Below are 22,834 nucleotides of genomic sequence, written 5' to 3'. Positions count from 1 at the left end.
TTATGTTCAAATTTATAAAATTTCCAAAATGAGCAAAAGTCACCTTCCTCAAACCAAACTACTGGCTACTTTAGCATGGGTAATATGTTTAATCGCGACTCTTAATTATAGTTATGACTTTTTTATTAGAGCAGCTCCCGGTGTAATGGGAGATGACTTAATTCGTGATTTTGGTATCAGCCACACACAACTTGGAATGTTATCCTCAGCATACTTTATATCTTATACGATAATGCAAATTCCCGCAGGTGTGCTTTTAGACAAGTATAATCGTAAAGTAGTAATTAGTATTGCTACAGCATTCTGTGTTCTTGGTAACTACTTATTTTCTGCGACAAATGATTATGAAATTGCTTATATTGGTAGAATATTTATGGGTATAGGCTCTGCTTTTGGATTTATTGGTGCCGCTAAAATGGCTGCAATGTGGCTACCAGAAAGACTTTTTTCAACATTTATAGGTTTTGCTACTGTTGTTGGAATCTTAGGTGGTTTAGTCACTGATACCATGTTATCTAGCTTAGTTTCCGAATTAGGATGGAAAGAAGGTAATTCTGTGTTTACATATATTGGTGTTGGAATATTACTTCTAATAGTTCTATTTATTCGTGATAATCCAAAACATGTTCAGAAATTTACTCACTTAAGTGAAGCTAACTTTAAAGAAACTATCGCTAAAGTTTTTAAAATCTTCTGCAATACAAAATTTTGGTCAGCAAGCATAATTGGTGCTGTATTATTTATACCAATTAATGTTCTAGGCTCTTTGTGGGGTGTTGGTCTAATCCAAGCTAAATTTGGTCTTGACCAAGAAACTGCGTCTCATATCAATGGTGTATTATTTATTGGTGCTGCGGTAGGCTTCACAATAGCAGCGATTGTAGCTTCGCTAACAAATAGATATCGTCGTATGCTGATTCTGAGCATAGTATCTCTTGCTGTTATTTTAGCTATCATTCTGTATATCCCTATGAATTTATCAGTATTCACTCTGTTATACTTCTTACTTGGTGCTGCAGCTGGACCTCAAGCGGTTACATTTGGTATAGCTAAAATAATATCTCCAAAAGGGACCGCTGGTTCTGCAACAGCTGGTGTAAATATGATAAATAATTTTATACCTATCATATTACTACCATTAGTAGGATATATACTTACTCATTTTGGGACACTTATTGGAGACTCAACTTCAATATACACAATTACAAGTTATCAAAATGCTCTTGATATGGTAATAGTATTTTTATTAGCTTGTCTTCCAATCGCTATGATTATTCCTAAAGAAATAGATGCTGATCTTAATCACTAATATAATAGCTCTTTAATCTTCTATATAATTTAAATTTTCTGGATACGGGTTTAAGTAGCTCTGCTTCTCTAGATAGGGTATATCTAACTCTATTAGATACATTCTTATTACACTAACAGGTACTTCCCAAGAAATCTTACAATCACGATATTTATTGAGTAATTCCTGTAAATACTGTCTTTGCGCCTTGGAAATTTTTTTATTTATTTCTCTAAGAACATTCTGAAGTGCCATATAGTGGGCCCCTCTTTTAGCTGGCTTAGCTATTGCTTGCATAAAAAGTTCTATATACCTGTATTTAATAGTCTCAATATTAACTTTATTGCCTGCTTCTGAGAGCATATTACCAAGTTCTTTCTTGACTTTGTTATTGTGCATACGCAATAACACTTTATGCTTTGAATGGTATTCCATCATTTGAGTAATATTAGAACAAGCCATAAACTCAGTTTTAAGACTATGGTAACAAAATACCTTACGCAGGAAGTGATCTCGTAATGTTCTATCTGTTAATTTACCATCATCTTCAATCGGCAAAAGAGGATCATACTCTCTCAATGCCCTAACAAAAAGACCATCTGCTTTTATGCCTGTATAACCATGATTTTCGTCAAAAACTCGTGCTGTCTCAACTCCACAACTTGGGGATTTTGCCTTCAAGATAAAGCCATAAACATTATCAAGCTTTGATATAAGCATATCGACAGCTTTCTGTATTTTATCTGTAACATCATTATTAGTCTTATTAGTTTTTACGGATAAAATACTTTTCTGAATATCTTCAACTAAAAACAAAGTAGGTCTTGGAACACCTAAACCTGCAGCAACCTCAGGACATACTATCTTATAATCAAAATACTCAGCATATATGCCAGTAATATATGATTTATGACAATTACCGCCATTATATCGAACATTATTGCCTACTAAACAGCTGCTAACCCCTATTGGTATTTTATTCAAAGCTCTCACCAAATTTTGTAAAAGATAGTTAAGATTATAAATAAGATATAGAGATAATAAAGATATTTATTCAAAAGATGTTGCTATGTTAAGAATCTCATTAAGACGTTCATCAGTATCAGCAAGCACCAAAATCATAACTTTGTTATTTAAATCAAGATTGCCAATACAAGTTATAATTACACCTTCACTATCACCATAAGTATAGTCAATACCATTATCTTTAAGATACTGATAATAATCATCTATAGTAGAACCTTTAGGGACAAGTACATTATTATGTCCAACCCAAGGCTTATGCTCACCACTGCGTAATTCATAAGCCAAGAAGCCAGCATATATTGCGCCTGTTTGTCTAGCATTAACTTCTAGTACATAAGGAACTATTTGACCATTAATTTCACGAATAAGAAGATCAACACCTACCACCCCTCTAGCACCCATATCACGAAGAATTTCTGTCATTTGATCACAAAGTTCTATAACAGCTGGTTCCTCACTAAACTTTGACTTATATTTATTACCTAGATGTGTCTGACCATCAAGCATTTGATCACTTAGCCCCAAGCAAACATCATCCTCTTTTTTGTCTGCAATACTCACTTGGAATGCTGGAGAACCTAAATTATCAAGCCACGGGTCAATCATAAACACTTCGACTCTATGCATAAGCTTTAGGATATCTCTTAATTCTTTCTCGCTTTCAAATCTATGGATACCATACCCAGAACAAGCTCGAGGCATAATTACAGCACATTCATAGATACCTTTGTTCTCATAATCACGATATATTTCTAACGCTCTTTTCACATAATCATCATCACTAATAGTAGATACAATATTAACACTAGGAACCAATATTCCCTTATCGTGTAACATTTGTCTAAGGAATGATTTATCATTCAAAAACTGTGATAATGCTTCTGATAATCCATAGTTTTTATTGTGCTTGATTCCGATCAATTCGATTGCAGTAGCTGCTGTAAATGGCACAATATGTGTATATTCAGAATCACTAAACTCAGGAATCTGATCAGCATAGTTCATAACTATAGTAGATAATCTATAATGCTCCATCAACTTATCTAAGAATATAAAGTTATCCATAGTTATATACGTAAGACCAATATTATTAAAATAACTAACAATTTTCTCAACTTCACTCTGTGTCTTTTTAGGTAGGATAATTTTGTGATCTTTTGCAAGCAAACATAATGTACGTGTAACATATTTATTTACAAATGAACTTACTAAATCTGCGCCATATATATCTGTTGTATTAGGTATATGAATAGCTTTTTTACCCCATATTCTCTCAGAGACAGCATTTGTCTTTTTTATTGCCATATTTTAAGCTCCTATTAGTTGTTTCTGCCGCTTATACGCTACAGCTTTAGCAAATGCGTCCGCCATCGATGCTAATTTATGTCGATCTACTTCCAAATTAGCTATATCATAATGCCCATCAGCAGTTGTTGTTTTAGACAGCAGATCTTTTGGTATATCGATACAAACTGCCTCAAGCTCACACACAAGATAATGTGCCACCAAATGCTCCGCTAATATATACGGCTTGTCATACTCTACATCAATACCAATTTGCTTTAATTCATGAGATAGAGATTCAATCAAGTCTTTGGAGGCAAATATCCCATTGCGAGCATCTCCCGTAAAGAGTTCTGTAACTCTTTTTTCACCCTCTTTGTGAGCATTTTTATATAGCTCTATATATCTTTTTAATGTCTCTGGGGTTTCTATAACAGCCTCTGAATACCTTTCTTGTACTACATTTGGCGAATAGCTAGACATCGTATGTAAATCTATTGCAACTGCATTGTAGGTCTTGGCAACAGCTACTATATGACATAATTTCTGCATGTATTTATCAAATAGCTTCATTAACTCTTGTTTTAGCTCAATATGCTGTTCATAGTCAATAATATTTCTTATACAGTTTGGATATAGTCTTCCTGCATCAAGTATAGAGCGAGGAAAAGAAGGCTCAGCGATAAGGGTATATAGCCCATACTCAGAATACAGTCTTTGTGCTATTGCTTGAGCAAGCTCATGTGTACCAAAATCACATTCTATTGCTAAAAAGTCGTCCAACTCTTCTTTATTGAGTTTAATAAGCTGTCCAATAGCAGGAAAGTCTAACTCAATAAAGTCTTTACCTAACTCTGCATGAGGACATGTAATGACTAAGTCAAACTTCAAATCTTCCTTAGTGTAGAAATATAGAGTAGCTGCCTCATAATACTTAGTATAAAAAGGCTCAACTACTTTATTTATGCTATCCAATAAAACCATATCGCTATTATCTATAAATAATATTCGATTATAACAATTATAAAACTAATAATAAAATTCAAAATTGATTATAATTATTTTACTGAATGTTTAAATTTCTGTTTAGCATGTTTTTTAAGAATAAAAAAGAAAGCTCTATTTTAAGTTTTCTTGTAGTTTCTTTCGCAAGTTTCTTTGCTATTTTTATGCTTGTTATATCTATTTTTAGTTTCTATCAAGTTAAGCATCAGAATAACTCTCTTTTTAACTATCAACTTAAGACAGCTGCTCAAGTTATTGAAACTGTCCTAAAGATATATCCTTTAGAAGATGATGAAAATACTACAGATATGATCGTTAATAAAATATCATCGTCATTTTTAAATATTAAAAACTATAATGAAAGCGTTGGCTTTATTGTTTATGACAGAAAGCATAAGAAGTTACTTTTAAAAACATCAAATCTACCATCATTCCATAAAAACTATGATGGGATTACTTCTACAACAGGCTTTGAGTGGATTTATACTGATAATGATGGTGCTCAAAAACATTGGTATACTTATACGCTAAGAACTGACAATGGCGATGTAATAACCGTATTTGTAAATAATGCAGATAAAGATAAACTCTCTCGTCAAATTATCTTTAAATTTGCAATACTTCTAGCATCGATTTATATAATTCTTATTGGATTTATTTACTATATATTAAAAACAGCTCTCGATCCATTAGAAAGGATAAACAAACGTGTAGCAAAGATTAATCCTCGCAAAAATGAAAAACTTAATGAAGATATCATACCTTTTGAGATAAAATCTATCGTTGAACAAATCAACTCCTTAATAGAAAAATTCCATGCAACTTTAGAAAGAGAAAAACGATTCTCAGGGGATGCTGCGCATGAACTTAAGACTCCAATTGCTGGAGTCAAAACCTTGGTAGAAATAGCACTTGCTTCTGATGATATAAATGAAATCAAACAAAAGCTAGAGAGAATCAAAAGCTCAACAAATAGATACTCTCATATTATTGATCAATTATTAACATTAAGTAGAATCCAGCCAAATGAACAAATTACATTTGGTAAAAAACTTATGATAAATACTGTTCTTGAGACATTTATTGCTGACAATGCCATTAAAGCCATCGAAAAAAATATAGAGATTGCCTTCTACCCTTCACAAGAGCAGTTATATTGTTATAGTAATGAATATCTATTAGGAATAATGTTCAAAAACTTGATATCTAATGCTATTAAATATACTCCCGATGGTGGACTCGTTGAGATACACTCTTTCCAAAAGGATGATAATATCGTTGTTGAAATTAAAGATAATGGTATAGGTGTACCTCCTGAAAATATCGAACGTATTTTTGATAGATTCTATCGAGAAACAGGTACAGGTGAAGAAGGAAGTGGACTTGGATTAGCAATAGTTTCTGAAATCGTAAGACTCCATGATGGTAAGATATTTGCACAGAATAATACTGATGGTAAAGGTATAACTGTTACAGTGAAAATCCCTATTGAGCATAAACAAGAGGATTAAATATATCTTTCTAGAGCCTTTGAGATCTCAGGGTCATCAAACTCAAAACCTTTGCTTTGTAACTTTGTTGGTTTTATATTTTGGCTAGATAATAAAAGCTCGTCACCCATCTGACCAAACATTAGCTTAACCATTACGCTTGGAATCTTAATTATACGTTTTTTAGCTAGATACTTACCTAGAAGCTCTATCAACTGTCTATGCTGGCAAGCTTCAGGCGATGTCAGATTATAGACTTCTTTTTTATCTAACTTATTGTCTATAATAAACTCAACGGCTCTCGATAAATCATGGACACTTATCCAAGTCATATAATTATGTCCTTTACCAAACATTGTCAAAAAGCCAAATTTGGCAGGCAGAATCATTTTTTCGAGGACACCGCCATTACCAATAACCACTCCAAAGCGCATAATTGTATATCTAGTTAGTTGAGACTCTATCAAACACTTCTCCCAACTATCAACAACCTGTTGGCCAAAAGTTAAATTATCAAACTTTCTATCATGCTTATCTTCATCTTGAGGTATATCAGAGAAATTATAATATCCAATTGCACTAGCATTAATTAGCCAAATATTCTTATTACCTATTAACTCAACTAATCTAGTAGTCGGTTCAATACGACTGGATATAATTTTGTTTTTGACTGGGTTACTCCAACGCTTCTGACCAATATTATACCCACACAAGTTTATAACAATATCAAACTCAGATATCTCAATCTCATCAAGCTCAGACCAAGTTAATAAGTCATCATAATATCCAATTTTAGACTTTTGCGATCTAGTAAGTAGAGTCAATCTATGTTTAGAGCTCAATTGCTTTGATAGCTCTCTACCTACAAACCCAGATCCACCTGCTATTAATATTTTCATAAGATATCCTCAAATCTTAGATTATATCTATTATTATATTTACAAAATATGGCTAAGTAACATTACAATTTCTTAATCTAGATTATCGTTACTTGAGAATATCAAGCTATTGTGAGATTCTAAGTATATTAGCCTTACAGCTAAAAATCATAATAAAAGCTACTAGCAAGATATAATCTAGCTAGTTTTGACAACAATAAAAACACAGAGGTTCTTCTATGTACTGGGTCGAAATACTATCAAGAATACAGTTCGCCTTTACAGTGAGCTTTCATATTTTGTTTCCAGCCTTCAGTATAGGATTATCGACATTCCTGATGATCTTTGAAGCGCTATGGCTAATTACCAAAAATGATAAATACTTATCTATTGTTAAATTTTGGACCAAAGTATTTGCCCTCACATTTGGTATGGGCGTTGTATCAGGAATTGTCATGGAATTCCAGTTCGGTGCCAACTGGGCTGGATTCGCCGAAAAAGTAGGTCCTGTACTTGGATCACTCTTCACCTACGAAGTCCTTACAGCTTTCTTCATAGAGGCTGGAGCACTAGGTATTATGATTTTTGGTTGGGGTAGAATTAACAAATATGTTCATTTTCTAGCTAATTTCACGATATTTGCTGGTGTGACGTTATCAGCTTTTTGGATATTATCAGCTAATTCTTGGATGCAAACTCCTGATGGCGTTAACTATATCAATGGTAAGTTTGAAGTTTATAGTTGGTATCATGTCATTTTTAATCCTTCTGTGATTCCAAGATATATCCATATGCTTATGGCGGCATACCTAAGTACTCTAATGGTCATATTAGGTGTTAGTGCTTATTACATTATCAAGGATAAACATCATAGCTTTGCTAAGACATGCATCAAATTTTCAATAGTTTCGATTTTAATCCTGAGTGTAGGCCAGCTTGCAGTAGGCGATGATGTAGGTAGAGAAGTACATGAACATCAACCACTCAAAACAGCAGCTATAGAAGGGGTTTGGGATACACAAAAAGGTGCTCCTTTTGTAGTCTTTGCATATCCAAGCGAATCACAAGAAAAGAACTTATTCTCTATAGAGATTCCTAAGCTTGCTTCTTTGATAAATACTCATGAATTAGATGGAGAATTAATAGGTCTAAAATCTGTTCCGGAGAAAGATAGACCAGTAGTTGCTGTGGTATTCTACAGCTTTAGAATCATGGTAGGTATTGGTACACTGATGATACTTATGGGTGTGGTAGGAACTATACTCTTAGCTAGAAAAAAACTGCAAACTTCAAAATGGTTCCTAAGACTTTGTACATTAACTACACCACTAGGTTTTGTTGCTATCATCACAGGATGGTTCACTGCAGAATTCGGAAGACAACCTTGGACTGTATATAACATACTAAGGACTGAATATTCTGTCAGTGACATTAACTTCTGGCAAGTGTTTAGCTCATTAGCAGCAATAATCATTGTTTACTTCGTTATATTTGGATTCTTCTATTTTAGATACTTATTTAGAATTATAAATGGTGGTCCAAGTACTGGTGGTGAAGAAAGAATGCCTTACTCATACTTCCAATCAGTTGAGAAGACTACAGGCGAGGAGGAATAATTATGGACTTAGGATTAATTTGGTTATTTATAATTGCTTTTGCTCTACTACTGTATATTGTATTAGATGGATTTGCTCTAGGCATGGGGTCACTATTTCCATTTTTTGATGATCATCAAAAAGATATCGCAGTGAGTATATTACTACCGACTTGGGATGGTAACCAAACATGGCTAGTTTTTGCTTTAGCATGCTTTTATGGGATGTTTCCTATCGCATTTGCTTACATATTCCCTAAGATTTACTTATCTGCGATACTTTTAGTAGTTATGATACTCTTCAGAGGTATTTGCTTTGAGTTTAGACTAAAATCTCATAAAGGTATCAAAAACTGGGATAAACTTTTCTTTATATCTTCATTGACGGCAACTTTTCTGCAAGGCTACATAGTTGGAGAATTGATAGTAGGTTTCCCGCATAGTACTTTTTATGGTGCTGGCTTTTCTATACTTACTGGTATTGCTTTGGTATTTGGTTATAGTTTACTTGGCGCAACTCGTCTTATACTTAAGACTGAAGGAGAGCTTTTTGATAAGGCTAAAAGACTAGCTAAATCATGTAGTATAGTACTTGCGATATTAATGTTAATTATTGGAGCAATTACTCCTATATATACCAAACTACCTTTAGATAGCTTCTATAAAATGACTGTTCTTGGTGCACTTTTTGTACTTACCATTATAAGTTTCTTAGTTCTTATCAAAGTGATAGATGCTAAAAATCATGCTTTACCATATTGGTCAGCTGTAGCAATATTTGTCTTTACATATACAAGTATGTTGGCACTAATATTTCCATATATTATCCCTTATCACATTACATACACTCAAGCACAAGCTAGTGATACCACATTACTATTTACGCTAATTCCAGCTGTAATTATGATCCCATTACTGTTGCTATACACCAGCTATGCTTATTATATCTTCAGAGGAAAGACCAAAGAAAAACTAAGTTACTAGGAGAACTAATTTGAAAAGCTATAAAAATCTAGATATTTATCTCGCATATTTTGGCTTAATACCTTTTGTTTTCTTCTCACTCTGTCTAATACTTGGTTATAACGACTTTTTAATATTTGGCAATATAATTAAAGCTATCTCACTATATGGAGTGGTTATTGCATCATTTATAGCTGGAACCCATTGGGGAAGACAAATTAATTTAGAACCCAGCTCTACAAAAATATTTATACAGCTTACTAGTAATTTAAATGCAATAATTATTTGGTTTGGATATCTAAACTTAGATCCCAAAAATTTTATATTATTACTTATAGCAGAATTTCTAGTATTACTTAAAGTCGATTACTACTTCTTAAAATTAAATCTTATTAGTACAAAATATTTCAAATATATAAGACTACCAATAACACTATGTGTTGTTGTTTCACTAACAATTTCTTGGATTCTTATATGAAGATAGCAATAATCGGTGCAGGTCTTGCTGGATTGACCGCTGCAAATATTCTAAAAGATTCGGTAGAAATAACTATTTTTGAGAAATCTCGTGGAGTTAGTGGCAGAATGTCAACAAGATATGCTGACCCTTACTATTTTGATCATGGAGCTCAATATTTTACTGCTAAATCCTTTGAATTTAAAGAGTTCCTTAAGCCAATGATAGATCAAGGTATAATAAAAAATTGGCAAGCTAATTTTGTTGAAATCAAAAACTCTGAAATAATAAATCAAAAATCTTGGGATAATGAATATAAACATTATGTTGGCTCTCCTAGAATGAATTCTGTAGCGCAATACTTAGCTCAAGGTCTAGATATCTCTCTAAACACAAGGGTTGGCTCAATCACTAAAGAAGATAGGCTATGGATTGTTAAAGATGATAACAACCAATTTCTAGGATGCTTTGACTGGATTATCTTTGCCATCCCATCAGACCAACTTAAAGATTTACTACCTCAAAATACTTCTTTCTATAACCAAATTAGCTCAATAAAAATGGATAGCTGCTTTTCACTAATGCTTGGCTATGATAAAGAGATTAATCTGAATTTTGATGCTGCTCTAGTACATGACGAGATAATTAGTTGGATATCTCTCAACAACTCGAAACCTGATCGCAATACTCATAACTGCTTAGTTATACACTCTGCAAATAAATGGGCTAATCAATATATTGATTACGATCGAGAACAAATCCTAGAAACAATTTTTGATAGAGCCAAAGAAGTATTAGCTGTAGATCTAAATAAGCCAGACTATAGAACACTGCATGCTTGGCGTTATGCAAATATAGGTAAACAAAATACAGCTGGTTACTTTATTGATACAAACCAAAATATATCCATATGTGGTGACTGGTGTATAAAGGGGCGTGTTGAATCAGCATTTACTAGTGCCTATATGCTGGCAAATCAAATTAAACAAATCTCTAGTACTAATTCCAATATAAATTTATATTAATATCGCAAGGTAGTTTATGCCTAATTTAAGTTTCCAATGTGTAGATAATCTAGGCTATTAGCAAATATTGAAAGCTATAAAATAGATGTGGAATACAAAGCGAGAATGTATGAGTTTGTGTTGGGATTGGTATAAATCCTATCCAAAAGAATATTTTATCTTACTATTATATATTTAGCTGCTTCTTCAGGAGTTATTGTTCCGGCTTTAAGAAGATTCTCAATACTTTGCTCCATAGTAGCCATACCTTTTGCTGTTCCAGTTTGTAGTGCTGTGTAGATTTGAGAAAGCTTATTTTCTTTTATCATATTTCTGATACCTGTATTAGATATAAGAACTTCATATGCAGCAACACGACCTCCACCTTTTCGCTTAAGTAGACGCTGAGATATAACTATTTGCAATGATTCTGCTAACATATTACGGACTAATTCCTGCTCAGCTGGTGGAAATACCGATATTACCCTATCCACTGTTTTGATTGCTGACATTGTATGTAATGTTCCTAGTACCAAGTGACCAGTTTCAGCTGCCTCAAGAGCCAAACGTATAGTTTCTAAATCACGCATTTCCCCAACAAGGATACAATCGGGATCTTCCCTTAGTGCTGATTTCAAAGCGGCATTAAAGCTTCTAGTATCTCTTTTGACTTCACGTTGATTAACTAGAGCTCTTTGACTTGTATGCACAAATTCAACAGGATCTTCAATAGTCAAAATATGAGAGTCTTCTTTTTGATTTATCTCATTAACCAATGCAGCCAAGGTACTACTTTTACCCGAACCTGTAGGTCCTGTAACAAGAATTAATCCTCCTTGCTTAGCTTGTACGTCTTTAAGTATACGCGGTGCCCCAAACTGATCTAGAGTAGGGATCGTATTTTCTAAACGACGAAATACCGCACCATAGCCACGATTATGAAAAAAAGCATTAACCCTGAATCTTGCATCATTATCTTTATCATCGATCGAAAAATCACACTCATAAGTTTCTATAAGCTCATCTTTTTGATCATCTGTCATAATCTCCAAGAGCATTTGTGAAATCATCTTATCATTTAATACTGGAGATGTTTCGATATCAATCAAGTCGCCATCGATTCTATACTTGGCTTTACACCCAGATGATAGGTGCAAATCTGATGCTTTCTTTTGCACACAAAGAGTTAGTAGTTTTCTTATCATATAATAAAAATAAAATTAATAGTGATAATGAAACTTTATCACTATTAAAGAATAAAAAAAATAGAGAACTAAATAATTTTCAGAGATAAATTATTTGAATAGTTTTTTAAAGAAATTAGCCATCTTTGAAAATGGGCAAGAAAACTCTGAAGAATCTCCAGAACAAGTATTAGTATCAGTATTTACTGAACTAGATTTTTTTTTTTGTTTCATGATATCTTTAAGAACTGTTTGTAAAATACCGCCATTCTTCAAGTAATCAACATCAACATCTGCATCTAGACGAGCCAATGCTTCAAATGTTGTAGTATGCGCTGTTTTTGGATGTACTGCTTCTACAACTACTCTTTGGCGAGGCTTGATATTGTTTAAATTCTTGATATTAAACATTTCTGAACCATCCAAACCAAGAGTTTTAGCATTTTGACCATCGACGTACTCAAGAGGTAGTACACCCATACCCACAAGGTTAGATCTATGAATTCTTTCGTAGCTCTCAGCTATAACAGCCTTAACACCTAACAAGAATGTACCTTTAGCAGCCCAGTCACGTGATGAGCCAGTACCATACTCTTTACCAGCCAAAATTACTAAAGGAATATCTTTTTCCTTATATTTCATAGCTGCGTCAAATACATACTGTTGAGAGCCATCAAGATGATACTTAGTATATCCACCTTCTACGCCATCAAGAAGTAAATTACGAATACGAATATTTGCAAAAGTACCTCTCATCATAACTTCATGGTTTCCACGACGTGAACCATAAGAGTTAAAGTCTTTTTTCTCAACACCATGAGATTTTAGATATTGTCCAGCAGGATACTCTTCTGGAATTGCACCAGCAGGCGAAATATGGTCTGTAGTTACAGAATCACCTAACATAAGTAGAGTTCTTGCACCTTTGATATCTAAGTCATCATTACCCTCTGCAAACTTCTCAAAGAAGTTTGGACATTGGATATAAGTCGAAGAACTATCAAACTCATAAAGCTTACCTTCAGGAGCATCAAGTTTTTGCCAATCAGCTGTTCCATCAAGTACTGTAGCATAAGCTTTTTCAAACATTGCAGAGTTGATTACATCAGATTGAATCGCAGCGATCTCTTCTGTACTTGGCCAAATATCTGCTAAGTAAACATTATTACCTTCAGTATCTGTTCCAATAGCATCTTCAACTGGATCAAAGTCAACTGTGCCGGCTAAAGCGTAAGCAACAACATGAATAGGAGAAGCCAGATAGTTAGCTTTAACATGTGGGTTAATACGACCTTCAAAGTTACGGTTACCAGAACTTACAGAAGCTACAACCAAATCCGCTTCATTAATCGCATCTACTACAGGCTCATCCAGAGGACCTGAGTTACCAATACAAGTAGTACAACCGTAACCAACAAGGTTGAAGCCCAAGTTCTCAAGCTCTGGCAATAAATTAGCTTTTTCAAGGTATTGAGTAACAACCTGAGAGCCAGGTGCTAAAGATGTCTTAACAAATGGCTTTACTTTAAGACCTTTTTCATTTGCTTTCTTAGCCAACAACCCTGCACCGATTAATAATGAAGGGTTAGAAGTGTTAGTACACGATGTAATTGCAGCAATAGCTAGCGAACCATGAGTAATTCTTTCACCGATGCCTTTAACTTCTGCTGACTTATGAAGCTCTTCTTCAGTCAAACCATAGCCATGCAAACCTTGCTCGTGAACTAAGGCTTCTTCAAATGATTTTTTCATATCATGGAAAGCAACTCTATCTTGCGGACGCTTAGGACCAGCAAGGTTAGATTCAACTTCTGATAAATTAATTTCTACAATACTAGAGTATTCAGGCTCTTCTGCTGGATTTTCTCTAAATAACAATTGCTCTTTATACATATCACGCGCAGCATCAACAAGTTCGCTACGGTTTGTATTGTTAAAGAAGTCTAATGTAACTTCATCAACAGGGAAGAAACCAATAGTAGCACCATACTCTGGAGCCATGTTTGCGATAGTCGCTCTATCTGGTAGAGATAAACTCTCTAAGCCTTCACCATAGTACTCAACGAATTTACCAACAACACCGTGCTTTCTAAGTACTTCAGTAATCTCAAGTACTAAATCTGTTGCTGTAACACCAGTTTTTAGTTTACCAGTAAGCTTAACACCTACCACATCTGGTAAAACCATGTAATATGGTTGGCCAAGCATAACAGCTTCAGCTTCAATACCGCCTACACCCCAACCTACTACACCAACACCGTTGATCATAGTAGTATGTGAGTCTGTACCCACTAATGTATCTGGGTAAATAACATCTTCACCATCAATATTTTTTACTAATGCGCCCTTTGCAAGATACTCAAGGTTTACTTGGTGAATAATACCCATTCCCGGTGGTACAACTATGAAATCATCAAATGCTTTCTGAGCCCACTTAAGTAAACTATATCTTTCACCATTTCTTTCAAATTCTTTAGCAACGTTTTGTGCTAAAGCTGTTTTTGTTCCATAGTAATCAACTTGTACAGAGTGGTCAATTACCATAGCTGTATCTACAAGAGGATTAATCTTGTCAGCATCGCCACCAGCATCTTTGATAGCTTTTCTCATCGCTGCCAAATCAACTACAGCTGGCACACCTGTGAAGTCTTGCATCACTACTCTAGCTGGCATATGTGGAATTTCAGGTCTTGAGCTAGCTTTAGCATCCCAATCTAAAACCTTATGCATATCATCTTCTTTTACTTTATATCCATCTATATTTCTTAGTTGGTTTTCAAGTAATACTCTGATAGAGTAAGGAAGACGAGTTACATCTTTACCAAGCTCTTGAGAAAGTTTCTTTAAGCTATACAGAGAGTATTTCTTTCCTTTTTCCTCTATCTGTAGCTTAGTGATATTTTTAATATCAGACATGCTTTAACCTCCGTAGATACTAATTAATTTTTGCATAACACGCGTATATTTTAACCTGTTAATGAGTATTTGTATATAAAATATAATCTTTCAGCTATTTTGCATCACTTTAATAATGAAATATCAAGCCTAGCTTTTTTGAAAGGTGGACACCACAAATAGCTTGTCTCAATAATCTTAGAAAATTTAAAGACTCCGTCAACAATACCATCACTACCACCGAGCATATTACCCATCTGTAAATTAAATGATCTAAATGATAATGCAAACGCAGAGAACATAAACCCTCCATTTAGATTATCATCTGACCAAGGCATTGATCTTCTTAGCAACTCTGCTTCTGGATCAAAGTTTTCTTTGGCAGATCTCTTAACATGAGCGAAGTCTTTCAAATCCTTAAATTGATGAGAATCATCCAAAGACCTACCTATACACTCTTCTTTAGCTGATTGACTTGCATTATTTAACCAATCAAAGTCATGCAACCATTGTTGAAGAACCCAAAAACTCGACCCCTCTAACTTACCTTCTGGTATTACTGATGCTGGAACAACCTCTTCACCCTTAGGATTCTCAATACCATCTTCAAATCCTGATAAATCATACTTGCCATGATAGGTATAGCTAGACACTATTTTTTCTACAGTAAAGAAATCCTGTAATGCTTTTCTAATATTTAATGCATTATGAAATAGCTCTCCTCGATCATCTCCTCTTAGCCAAAGTACTAAGTCATAACCATCATTATCTGACATTCTTTCATTATTAAATTTAGCTCTTTTGAAATTATCATCACTAGGAAGATCAAACATTTGCAAAAGATCTTTACCAAATCCAGCAACTACACTCTTACCATCGACAAACTTTTGTAATACCTTTAATCCAAACTTAACATCATTATCTTTATTGATACTAAACATCATATATAAAGCAGATGATGGTAAGCCTTCAACAATTCCCAATTGATATTTAATTATTTCCATCTAACTTTCCCTTATAAAATTCTCTTTAATAGTTATAATATAAACAACTACTATAAAACTCCACAAACTAATGTTAAAAAAACAACTATCTTATTTCATAATTATAGGTATATTAGCATCAATAACTAACTTTGTTATTGTATGGTTGCTTGTTGAACTTGATATTTTTAAGCCTATGGTCGCAAATTTTTTTGCATTCCTTATTGCTTTTAATGTCAGCTATTTTGGACATAGATTTTTGACATTCTCCACAACAACTCAATCACATAAAAAGGCTGCCACACAATTTTTCATTAATGTCATGATAGGTTTAGCTCTCAATGAAGGCATATATTATGTGTTGCTTCATCTTCTACATATACAATATTTACTTGCACTATTTATAACGATGGGATTAGTCGCAGTATATACTTTTGTCGTTAGTAAATTTCTCATCTTTAAGGCATAAGATGTTTAATATAAACAAGCAAATAGGAATATATATACACTTTCCCTGGTGTGTACGTAAATGCCCTTACTGTGATTTTAACTCCCATGCAATCAAAGATGATACATATCTCTCACAGGATTATTACAAAAAACTAATTGCCGACTTTGATACTCATCTAACTGATCTACAAGATAGAGAAGTTATAAGTATTTTCATAGGGGGCGGGACACCTTCACTTTTCAAAGCGGATTATCTTGGTAAAGTTTTACAACACATAAAAGATAATTCAAAGCTTAATCCCAATTGCGAAATAACTCTTGAAATGAATCCTGGTACTGTCGAACGTGGATCTATTTCAGACTATGCAAATATTGGTATAAGCCGTATCTCAGTTGGTGTACAAAGCTTTCAAAATAAAAAGCTACAGTTACTAGGCAGAATTCATAATTGTGACAATGTTTACACAACCATCGAAGAGATTAAGAATTCAAGAATCTCAAATTTCAATATTGATATAATGCACGGGCTTCCAAATCAAAGCTTTGAGGATGGTATTTTTGACATTTCTCAAGCCATAGCAATGCAACCGACACATATATCTTGGTATCAGCTAACCATAGAACCAAACACCCTTTTTGCAGCAAAACCTCCAAAGTTACCAGATGAGGAAACTTTAGAGCAAATTGAAATCACTGGTAAAAAATTACTCCAACAAGCTGGATACTATCAATATGAGATCTCAGCTTATGCAAAAGATAATTTAAGATCTATTCATAACTCAAACTATTGGAACTTTGGTGACTACATTGGTATTGGCGCTGGAGCTCATAGCAAGATTACAAATCTTCAAACCAAGGAGATCAAAAGAACTTGGAAACACAAACATCCCAAAATATATTCACAGGCAGATAACTTTATAAAAGATTCAAATGTTGTCAGTCAGGATGATTTAGTCTATGAGTTTATGCTCAACACCCTTCGCTTACGAGATGGTTTCAGCTTTGATCTATTTGAAAGGCAAACTTTTTTATCCAAAGATACTATACAAAACAATTTACAGGTAGCAATAGACAGGGGTCTACTCAAAGTGAATAAAGATAACGTCAAGCCTACAGATAAGGGCTACTTATTCTTAAATGACTGTATAAATACATTTATTTAATCATCATATTCGATTTGAGATATCTTACCACTAATAGCATCAACATATACTTTAACTTCTTTATTAGAACTATCTACACATTCAACCTCATAAACATCACTTTTGTCTTCAACGCTTGTAATGGTTTTACATCTATCATTAGGTACTACTGCTATAGCTTTGCTCATATTAATTTCTTTTGAGCCATTTTTGGGCAAAGGAACTTTACCTGTATTCGGATCTATATACAAATACTCTTCTTTGCCAGCATCATTGATGACTTTTGCTTTATATACTCCATCATCAAACTCAATTTTATTGATGCTAGGGTATCCTTGAGAGTATATATTTGCAACAACCTTACCAATCGGAACTGCTGTTGATGATGGTATATCATCCGCGTAAATAACTGACGTAGATATTACCATTAATAAAATCATCTTAGAAGCTATTAGAACTTTTCTCATTTTTTTGACCTATTATTTTAGAGATGGTTTTAAATTACCATTATGAACTTATAATATCAATGATATGAGCACCAACTATTATTGACCCAAAACAGTGCTCACATAATTTTTAGCATGTTTTCGAAGAAACTCTATTAACTTCGTTCTATTACCAACATGTTTTGATAGTATTATTACTTGTTTATCATGAAATGTTTCTGTTGTAATTCCATCTATAGCAACAATAGGCGAATTTGATATCTGTGCATAATTATCCAACAAAACACCAGCCCCTAAACCTTTTTCAATCAAAGATACTTTATGCAGATCATCCTCAACAAGATACTTTATCTTTCTAATACGTTTACTTAAGTCTTTACCATTTACTGTAACGTTTAAACTAAAAGATGACTGATCTCTCCTCATAATAAAAGGAAGCTCAAAAACTCTCAAAGGATTTGTGCTTAAATCATACTTATCTAATAGCTCCTGATTAACATAAATCTTAGATGGTAAATTTACCGAATCTATAGTTGCACAAATCATCCAGTGGTCTTGATCTATTTTCTCAAGATCTTTAGATGCTATAAGAGCTATATCATAATTATTTAGTTGATAAATATAGCTATTAGCTTGATACAATAAATAACTATCAAAAGTGAAAGTATAATCATCCTTAGTATCTATATCATGGATATTTGGCGAAATATAATTGACAAATGTTCTAGTACCAAAAATACGTATATACTTCAGCTTATCAACACCCTTATATTTACTAGAAAGAATACTATTTTCTAAATCTATGTACAGCCTATGACACGATGCATAGTATTTTTTACCATATTTTGTTATTTCGACTTTATTGCTACCTGATTGGATTAATTTGACGCCTAGATAGCTTTCCAATAATTCGAGCTTATTCCTAATAGTATTAACTTCAACTGAATAGTAACTCTTAACTGCTGCATAAGACCCCAACTCAACTAAAGATATAAAGTATCTTGTACCTTCTATTATATTTTTATCTACAACTTCTTTAGGATTTTTACTCATTGATAATTCAATTAGTTAGATATTTTTAATACACTACTGTTATGTTATCAACAAAAAAAAATATTTAATAGACAATCTTAATGAGATATTACTTAAACAATTAATAATACAAAAGCCAAATCTTATCTCAAGAAAACTATATCTTCAAAACAGTTTTTATATAACTGTCTACTTGTTTTCGGAGAAACTTAATAAGTTTTGTTTTACCAGAAACATGTTTCGAGACTATTACCGCAACTTTCTGATGGAAAGTTTCACTTATAATATTATCTAAGGCGATTATGTTTGATTTAGAAATTTGCGAATAATTATCTAATAAAACACCTGCACCGAGCCCATTTTCAATAAGCATAACCTTATAATTATCATCCTCGACAAGATATTTTATATTCTCAATTGTCTTACTTATATCCTTACCTTTAATCCTAACATTAAGACTAAATGCTGTATGATCTTTACGTAAAATAAAAGGTAAATGGAAAACATTTTCTGGATTATTGATTAAATCATATTGATTTATCAATTCTTGATTTACATAAATCTTTGATGGTAAATTAACTGAATCGATGGTTGAACAAACTATCCAATTATCCTGATCTATTTTTTCTAGATCTTTAGCTGCTATAAGAGCAACATCATAATTACACAACTGATATAAATAGCTTATTGTTTGATTAAGTAAATAGGTATCAGATGTAAATGTGTATTCACCTTTATCATCTATTTGATGAATTTTAGGCAAAATATACTCTACAAAAGCTCTTGTCCCAAAGAGACGAATATATTTTAGTTTATCTATACCCTTATATTTACTAGATAATATAGTATTTTGTAGGTCTGTATATAACTTATTACACGATAAATAATATTTTTTACCATCATCTGTTATATCTATTTTATTACGACTTGGCGTTGTTAGTTTAACTCCTAAATAACTTTCCAGAAGCTCTAATTTATTTCGAACTGTACTAATTTCGACCGAGTAATAATTTTTTACTGCTGTGTATGACCCCAAATCAACTAAAGATATGAAGTATCTTGTCCCTTCTATTACATTCTTATCAACAACTTTTTCAAAGGTTTGACTCATATACAAAAAATTAAAAAACAATATGTATTTTTTATATTATCAGAAAATTGTATTTTAAAGAATTCTAGATTTTGGTGCACCGAGCGAGATTTGAACTCGCACGTCCTACGGACACCACCCCCTCAAGATGGCGTGTCTACCAATTCCACCACCGGTGCTAAATAGAGTACTTTATTTCTTCGTACTAGTAGAACTTTGATCTATCTCTTTTTGATATTGATCATATTGGCTAGCTATAGAGTTATCTGTACTAACTGAACTTACACTAGCGGTTGTATTTTGACTTTTACCTAAATATCCTAAAGTAAGACAACATACAAAAAACACTGCAGTAAAGAACACTGTCATTTTAAACAAGAACGAAGCCGCTCCCTTACTACCAAAAACAGTATTAGAAGCACCCGCACCAAAAGAGACACCCATATTAGCGCCTTTACCTTGTTGTAGCAACACTAGAGCTACAATAGCGATAGCTGCAATAATATCTATAGTTAAAATTATTCCGTACATATTTTATTTGCTTGATTTATTATTTCGTTAAACTCAGAAGCTTTCAAAGATGCTCCACCAATCAAGCCACCATCAACATCTGGTAGACTTAATATATCTTTAGCATTTTCAGCTTTTAGGCTACCACCATACACTATTTTCATATTTTTAGCAAGATTTTCATCTACTTTAGCCACAAGCGAACGAATAAATTGATGTGTTTCTTGTACTTGCTCTAATGATGCTACAACTCCTGTACCTATAGCCCAAACAGGTTCGTAAGCTATTACAACCTTAGCAAGTTGCTCAATAGATAAATTTTCTAATATTAGACTTAATTGTGTTGTTAGTACTTTTTCTAACCTTCCGCCTTGTCTATCTTCTAGCGACTCACCTATACATACAACTGGCACAACTGATGTATCTATAATTTTATTAAGTTTTTTGAAAACATCTTGATCAGTTTCACCAAACAAAGATCTTCTCTCAGAATGTCCTATAAGTAGATAATTACAACCAACATCATGTAACATCTCTGCAGATAACTCTCCAGTATATGCACCATTATCATAAAAAGTAATATTTTGCAGACCTACACCGATTTCTTTAGGAAGCTGTGTAAGTACCTCTTTAACGTATATGCTTGAAGGAAAAACAGCAACAGAAATTTTCTCACTATTGTAATCGACTTCCGAAATACCCCTACAAAGCTCTTTTATGCTTGCAGAGCTACCATTCATTTTCCAATTTCCCATTATTAATTTTTGCATATCTACACCAATTTTTGTTTTACTTTCTCAACCAAATACTCTGCTTCTTTTGTAGCTAAATCTTTAGTATCTGCCTCAACCATAACTCTCAGAACTGGCTCAGTTCCTGAAGGTCTCAACAATACACGTCCACGACTACCTAATCGCTCTTCAGCTTTAGCAACGTCACTAGCTAGCTTAGCTAAATGATCAGATGTTACTTTAAAATTAAGTGGAACATTGATCATAGTCTGTTGCATTAATTCACCAGGTAATTTAAAAGCTGATACAGGTTTATCACTTTGCGAGAAAATCGCTAACAATTGAATAGCTGTCGACAAACCATCACCTGTAGTTCCAAAATTTAAATTAATGACATGCCCTGATGACTCTCCACCTATTTTATAACCATGCTTAACCAAATCTTCCAAAACATATCTATCACCAACTTTAGAGCGAATAAATGGTATATTATTTGACTTATAATGATTTTCATAACTCATATTTGTCATCTGTGTACCTACAATACCAGTAGTACCACCACATATATTACTATATTGAGCAATAATATTTAATATTCCATCGCCATCAATTTCTTGAGCATTCTCATTAACGATAATAATTCTATCTGCATCTCCATCTAGAGAAATCCCCAGATCAGCATTATGCTCTATCACTGCTTTTTTGATATTTGAGGTACAAGTCGCCCCACAATCAACATTTATATTTAAACCATCTGGATTAGATGCTATAGAAATATAGTTAATATCAAATCTATCAAGCAATGCTTCAAAATGATTCGAAGCAGCTCCATGAGCACAATCTATGACAACTTTACCTTTATAGTTAACCAAAGAACCAAAACTTTCAAATAAGTTTTCAATATACTCGTCTATAAAGTTTTCAGCAACCTTATAATTACCAAACTTGCACTCTGTCTGATAAATAAAATCCGAATCAATTTTAGCTTCGACTTCTTCTTCTAGAGCATCATCCAATTTAAATCCACTTGATGAAAAAAGCTTAACACCATTATCAGTAAACTTATTATGTGATGCTGTGATAACGAATCCAACAGCTGCTTTGTATTTAACAGTCATAAAAGCCACAACAGGTGTAGGGATTACACCTAGATCAATCACATCTATACCAGCTGCATTTAGACCTGAAACTAAAGCAAATTTTAAAAAATTACCAGAACTACGCGTATCTTGTCCGACAATAACAAACTTCGGATAATCCCTTTCATTTATTAATGCTCCAACCGCATTTCCAAGCTTTTGCATAAATTCTGCTTTTATAACAGATTTACCTACTTCACCACGAATACCATCTGTACCAAAATACTTAGCCACAATCATCTC

Annotated in this window: 21 protein-coding genes and 1 tRNA gene; 8 read left to right on the top strand and 14 right to left on the bottom strand. The window is 33.3% G+C overall.

Annotation, left to right across the window (positions count from 1 at the left end):
- The first annotated feature begins 28 nt into the window (after positions 1-28).
- Entirely contained in the window at positions 29-1,309 is a 1,281-nt protein-coding gene (locus tag FTPG_RS03350; protein WP_004287020.1) for an MFS transporter, read from the top strand.
- A 12-nt stretch (positions 1,310-1,321) separates the two neighbouring features.
- On the opposite strand, the gene FTPG_RS03345 is transcribed toward FTPG_RS03350, so the two are convergent.
- From FTPG_RS03345 to FTPG_RS03335, 3 genes are read right to left on the bottom strand one after another with little or no spacing between them, the layout of a single operon-like run.
- A complete protein-coding gene (locus tag FTPG_RS03345) occupies positions 1,322-2,281 on the bottom strand; it encodes a YbgA family protein (RefSeq protein ID WP_230581570.1) in 960 nt (319 codons plus the stop codon).
- A gap of 57 nt (positions 2,282-2,338) precedes the next feature.
- Positions 2,339-3,619 carry an ATP-grasp domain-containing protein gene (locus tag FTPG_RS03340; RefSeq protein ID WP_004287018.1) on the bottom strand — a complete coding sequence of 427 codons (1,281 nt, stop codon included), beginning with the start codon at positions 3,617-3,619 and terminating at the stop codon, positions 2,339-2,341.
- Positions 3,620-3,622: 3 nt separating this feature from the next.
- Positions 3,623-4,582, bottom strand: coding sequence for a hypothetical protein (locus FTPG_RS03335; RefSeq protein ID WP_004287017.1), 960 nt, complete (start codon positions 4,580-4,582; stop codon positions 3,623-3,625).
- Positions 4,583-4,689: 107 nt separating this feature from the next.
- Between FTPG_RS03335 and FTPG_RS03330 the strand changes: the two genes are divergently transcribed.
- Entirely contained in the window at positions 4,690-6,114 is a 1,425-nt protein-coding gene (locus FTPG_RS03330; RefSeq protein WP_004287016.1) for a sensor histidine kinase, read from the top strand.
- Here the strand turns inward: FTPG_RS03330 and FTPG_RS03325 are convergent.
- Positions 6,111-6,992, bottom strand: coding sequence for a TIGR01777 family oxidoreductase (locus tag FTPG_RS03325; RefSeq protein ID WP_004287015.1), 882 nt, complete (start codon positions 6,990-6,992; stop codon positions 6,111-6,113). The two genes, FTPG_RS03330 and FTPG_RS03325, sit on opposite strands and share 4 nt — an antisense overlap.
- Before the next feature lie 218 nt (positions 6,993-7,210).
- Between FTPG_RS03325 and FTPG_RS03320 the strand changes: the two genes are divergently transcribed.
- From FTPG_RS03320 to FTPG_RS03305, 4 genes are read left to right on the top strand one after another with little or no spacing between them, the layout of a single operon-like run.
- Positions 7,211-8,587: a cytochrome ubiquinol oxidase subunit I gene (locus FTPG_RS03320; protein ID WP_012280397.1), complete on the top strand. Its 1,377-nt coding sequence runs from the start codon at positions 7,211-7,213 to the stop codon at positions 8,585-8,587.
- A 2-nt stretch (positions 8,588-8,589) separates the two neighbouring features.
- Positions 8,590-9,549 (top strand): cytochrome d ubiquinol oxidase subunit II, encoded by a 960-nt coding sequence (locus FTPG_RS03315; RefSeq protein ID WP_004287013.1) that lies wholly within the window; start codon positions 8,590-8,592, stop codon positions 9,547-9,549.
- A gap of 10 nt (positions 9,550-9,559) precedes the next feature.
- On the top strand, positions 9,560-10,006 hold the full coding sequence (locus FTPG_RS03310; protein ID WP_004287012.1) for a DUF3429 domain-containing protein: 447 nt from the start codon (positions 9,560-9,562) through the stop codon (positions 10,004-10,006).
- Positions 10,003-11,010, top strand: coding sequence for an NAD(P)/FAD-dependent oxidoreductase (locus FTPG_RS03305; protein ID WP_004287011.1), 1,008 nt, complete (start codon positions 10,003-10,005; stop codon positions 11,008-11,010). The genes FTPG_RS03310 and FTPG_RS03305 overlap by 4 nt, the downstream gene beginning before the upstream one ends.
- A 155-nt stretch (positions 11,011-11,165) precedes the next feature.
- Here the strand turns inward: FTPG_RS03305 and FTPG_RS03300 are convergent, their stop codons facing one another.
- The 3 genes from FTPG_RS03300 to FTPG_RS03290 form a co-directional block, all read right to left on the bottom strand.
- Complete coding sequence (locus FTPG_RS03300) at positions 11,166-12,194, bottom strand: type IV pilus twitching motility protein PilT (RefSeq protein ID WP_004287009.1); 1,029 nt, start codon at positions 12,192-12,194, stop codon at positions 11,166-11,168.
- Between the two features lie 90 nt (positions 12,195-12,284).
- The gene (acnA, locus tag FTPG_RS03295; RefSeq protein WP_004287008.1) at positions 12,285-15,089 is read right to left on the bottom strand and encodes an aconitate hydratase AcnA; all 2,805 of its coding nucleotides are present in this window, start codon (positions 15,087-15,089) and stop codon (positions 12,285-12,287) included.
- 104 nt (positions 15,090-15,193) lie between these two features.
- The gene (locus tag FTPG_RS03290; RefSeq protein ID WP_004287007.1) at positions 15,194-16,072 is read right to left on the bottom strand and encodes a Dyp-type peroxidase; all 879 of its coding nucleotides are present in this window, start codon (positions 16,070-16,072) and stop codon (positions 15,194-15,196) included.
- Positions 16,073-16,142: 70 nt separating this feature from the next.
- On the opposite strand from FTPG_RS03290, the gene FTPG_RS03285 reads away from it, so the two are divergent.
- Complete coding sequence (locus FTPG_RS03285) at positions 16,143-16,520, top strand: GtrA family protein (protein ID WP_004287006.1); 378 nt, start codon at positions 16,143-16,145, stop codon at positions 16,518-16,520.
- 1 nt (position 16,521) lies between these two features.
- On the top strand, positions 16,522-17,664 hold the full coding sequence (gene hemW, locus FTPG_RS03280) for a radical SAM family heme chaperone HemW (protein ID WP_004287005.1): 1,143 nt from the start codon (positions 16,522-16,524) through the stop codon (positions 17,662-17,664).
- On the opposite strand, the gene FTPG_RS03275 is transcribed toward hemW, so the two are convergent.
- The 7 genes from FTPG_RS03275 to glmM form a co-directional block, all read right to left on the bottom strand.
- Complete coding sequence (locus FTPG_RS03275; RefSeq protein ID WP_411762935.1) at positions 17,661-18,083, bottom strand: PepSY domain-containing protein; 423 nt, start codon at positions 18,081-18,083, stop codon at positions 17,661-17,663. The two genes, hemW and FTPG_RS03275, sit on opposite strands and share 4 nt — an antisense overlap.
- Positions 18,084-18,188: 105 nt before the next feature.
- A complete protein-coding gene (locus FTPG_RS03270) occupies positions 18,189-19,142 on the bottom strand; it encodes a LysR family transcriptional regulator domain-containing protein (protein ID WP_004287003.1) in 954 nt (317 codons plus the stop codon).
- Positions 19,143-19,278: 136 nt separating this feature from the next.
- A complete protein-coding gene (locus tag FTPG_RS03265; protein WP_004287002.1) occupies positions 19,279-20,232 on the bottom strand; it encodes a hypothetical protein in 954 nt (317 codons plus the stop codon).
- A gap of 72 nt (positions 20,233-20,304) precedes the next feature.
- Positions 20,305-20,390, bottom strand: a tRNA-Leu gene (locus tag FTPG_RS03260).
- Positions 20,391-20,403: 13 nt separating this feature from the next.
- The gene (gene secG, locus FTPG_RS03255; RefSeq protein ID WP_004287001.1) at positions 20,404-20,742 is read right to left on the bottom strand and encodes a preprotein translocase subunit SecG; all 339 of its coding nucleotides are present in this window, start codon (positions 20,740-20,742) and stop codon (positions 20,404-20,406) included.
- Positions 20,730-21,491 carry a triose-phosphate isomerase gene (tpiA, locus tag FTPG_RS03250; protein ID WP_004287000.1) on the bottom strand — a complete coding sequence of 254 codons (762 nt, stop codon included), beginning with the start codon at positions 21,489-21,491 and terminating at the stop codon, positions 20,730-20,732. Before tpiA ends, secG begins: the two co-directional genes overlap by 13 nt.
- 2 nt (positions 21,492-21,493) lie before the next feature.
- Positions 21,494-22,825, bottom strand: a complete 1,332-nt coding sequence (gene glmM / locus FTPG_RS03245) for a phosphoglucosamine mutase (RefSeq protein ID WP_004286999.1) — start codon at positions 22,823-22,825, stop codon at positions 21,494-21,496.
- Positions 22,826-22,834 lie beyond the last annotated feature (9 nt).

Origin of the sequence: Francisella philomiragia subsp. philomiragia ATCC 25015 (genome assembly GCF_000156715.1) — a bacterium.
Classification (GTDB): domain Bacteria; phylum Pseudomonadota; class Gammaproteobacteria; order Francisellales; family Francisellaceae; genus Francisella; species Francisella philomiragia.
This window is presented reverse-complemented; position numbering and strand designations above follow the sequence as displayed.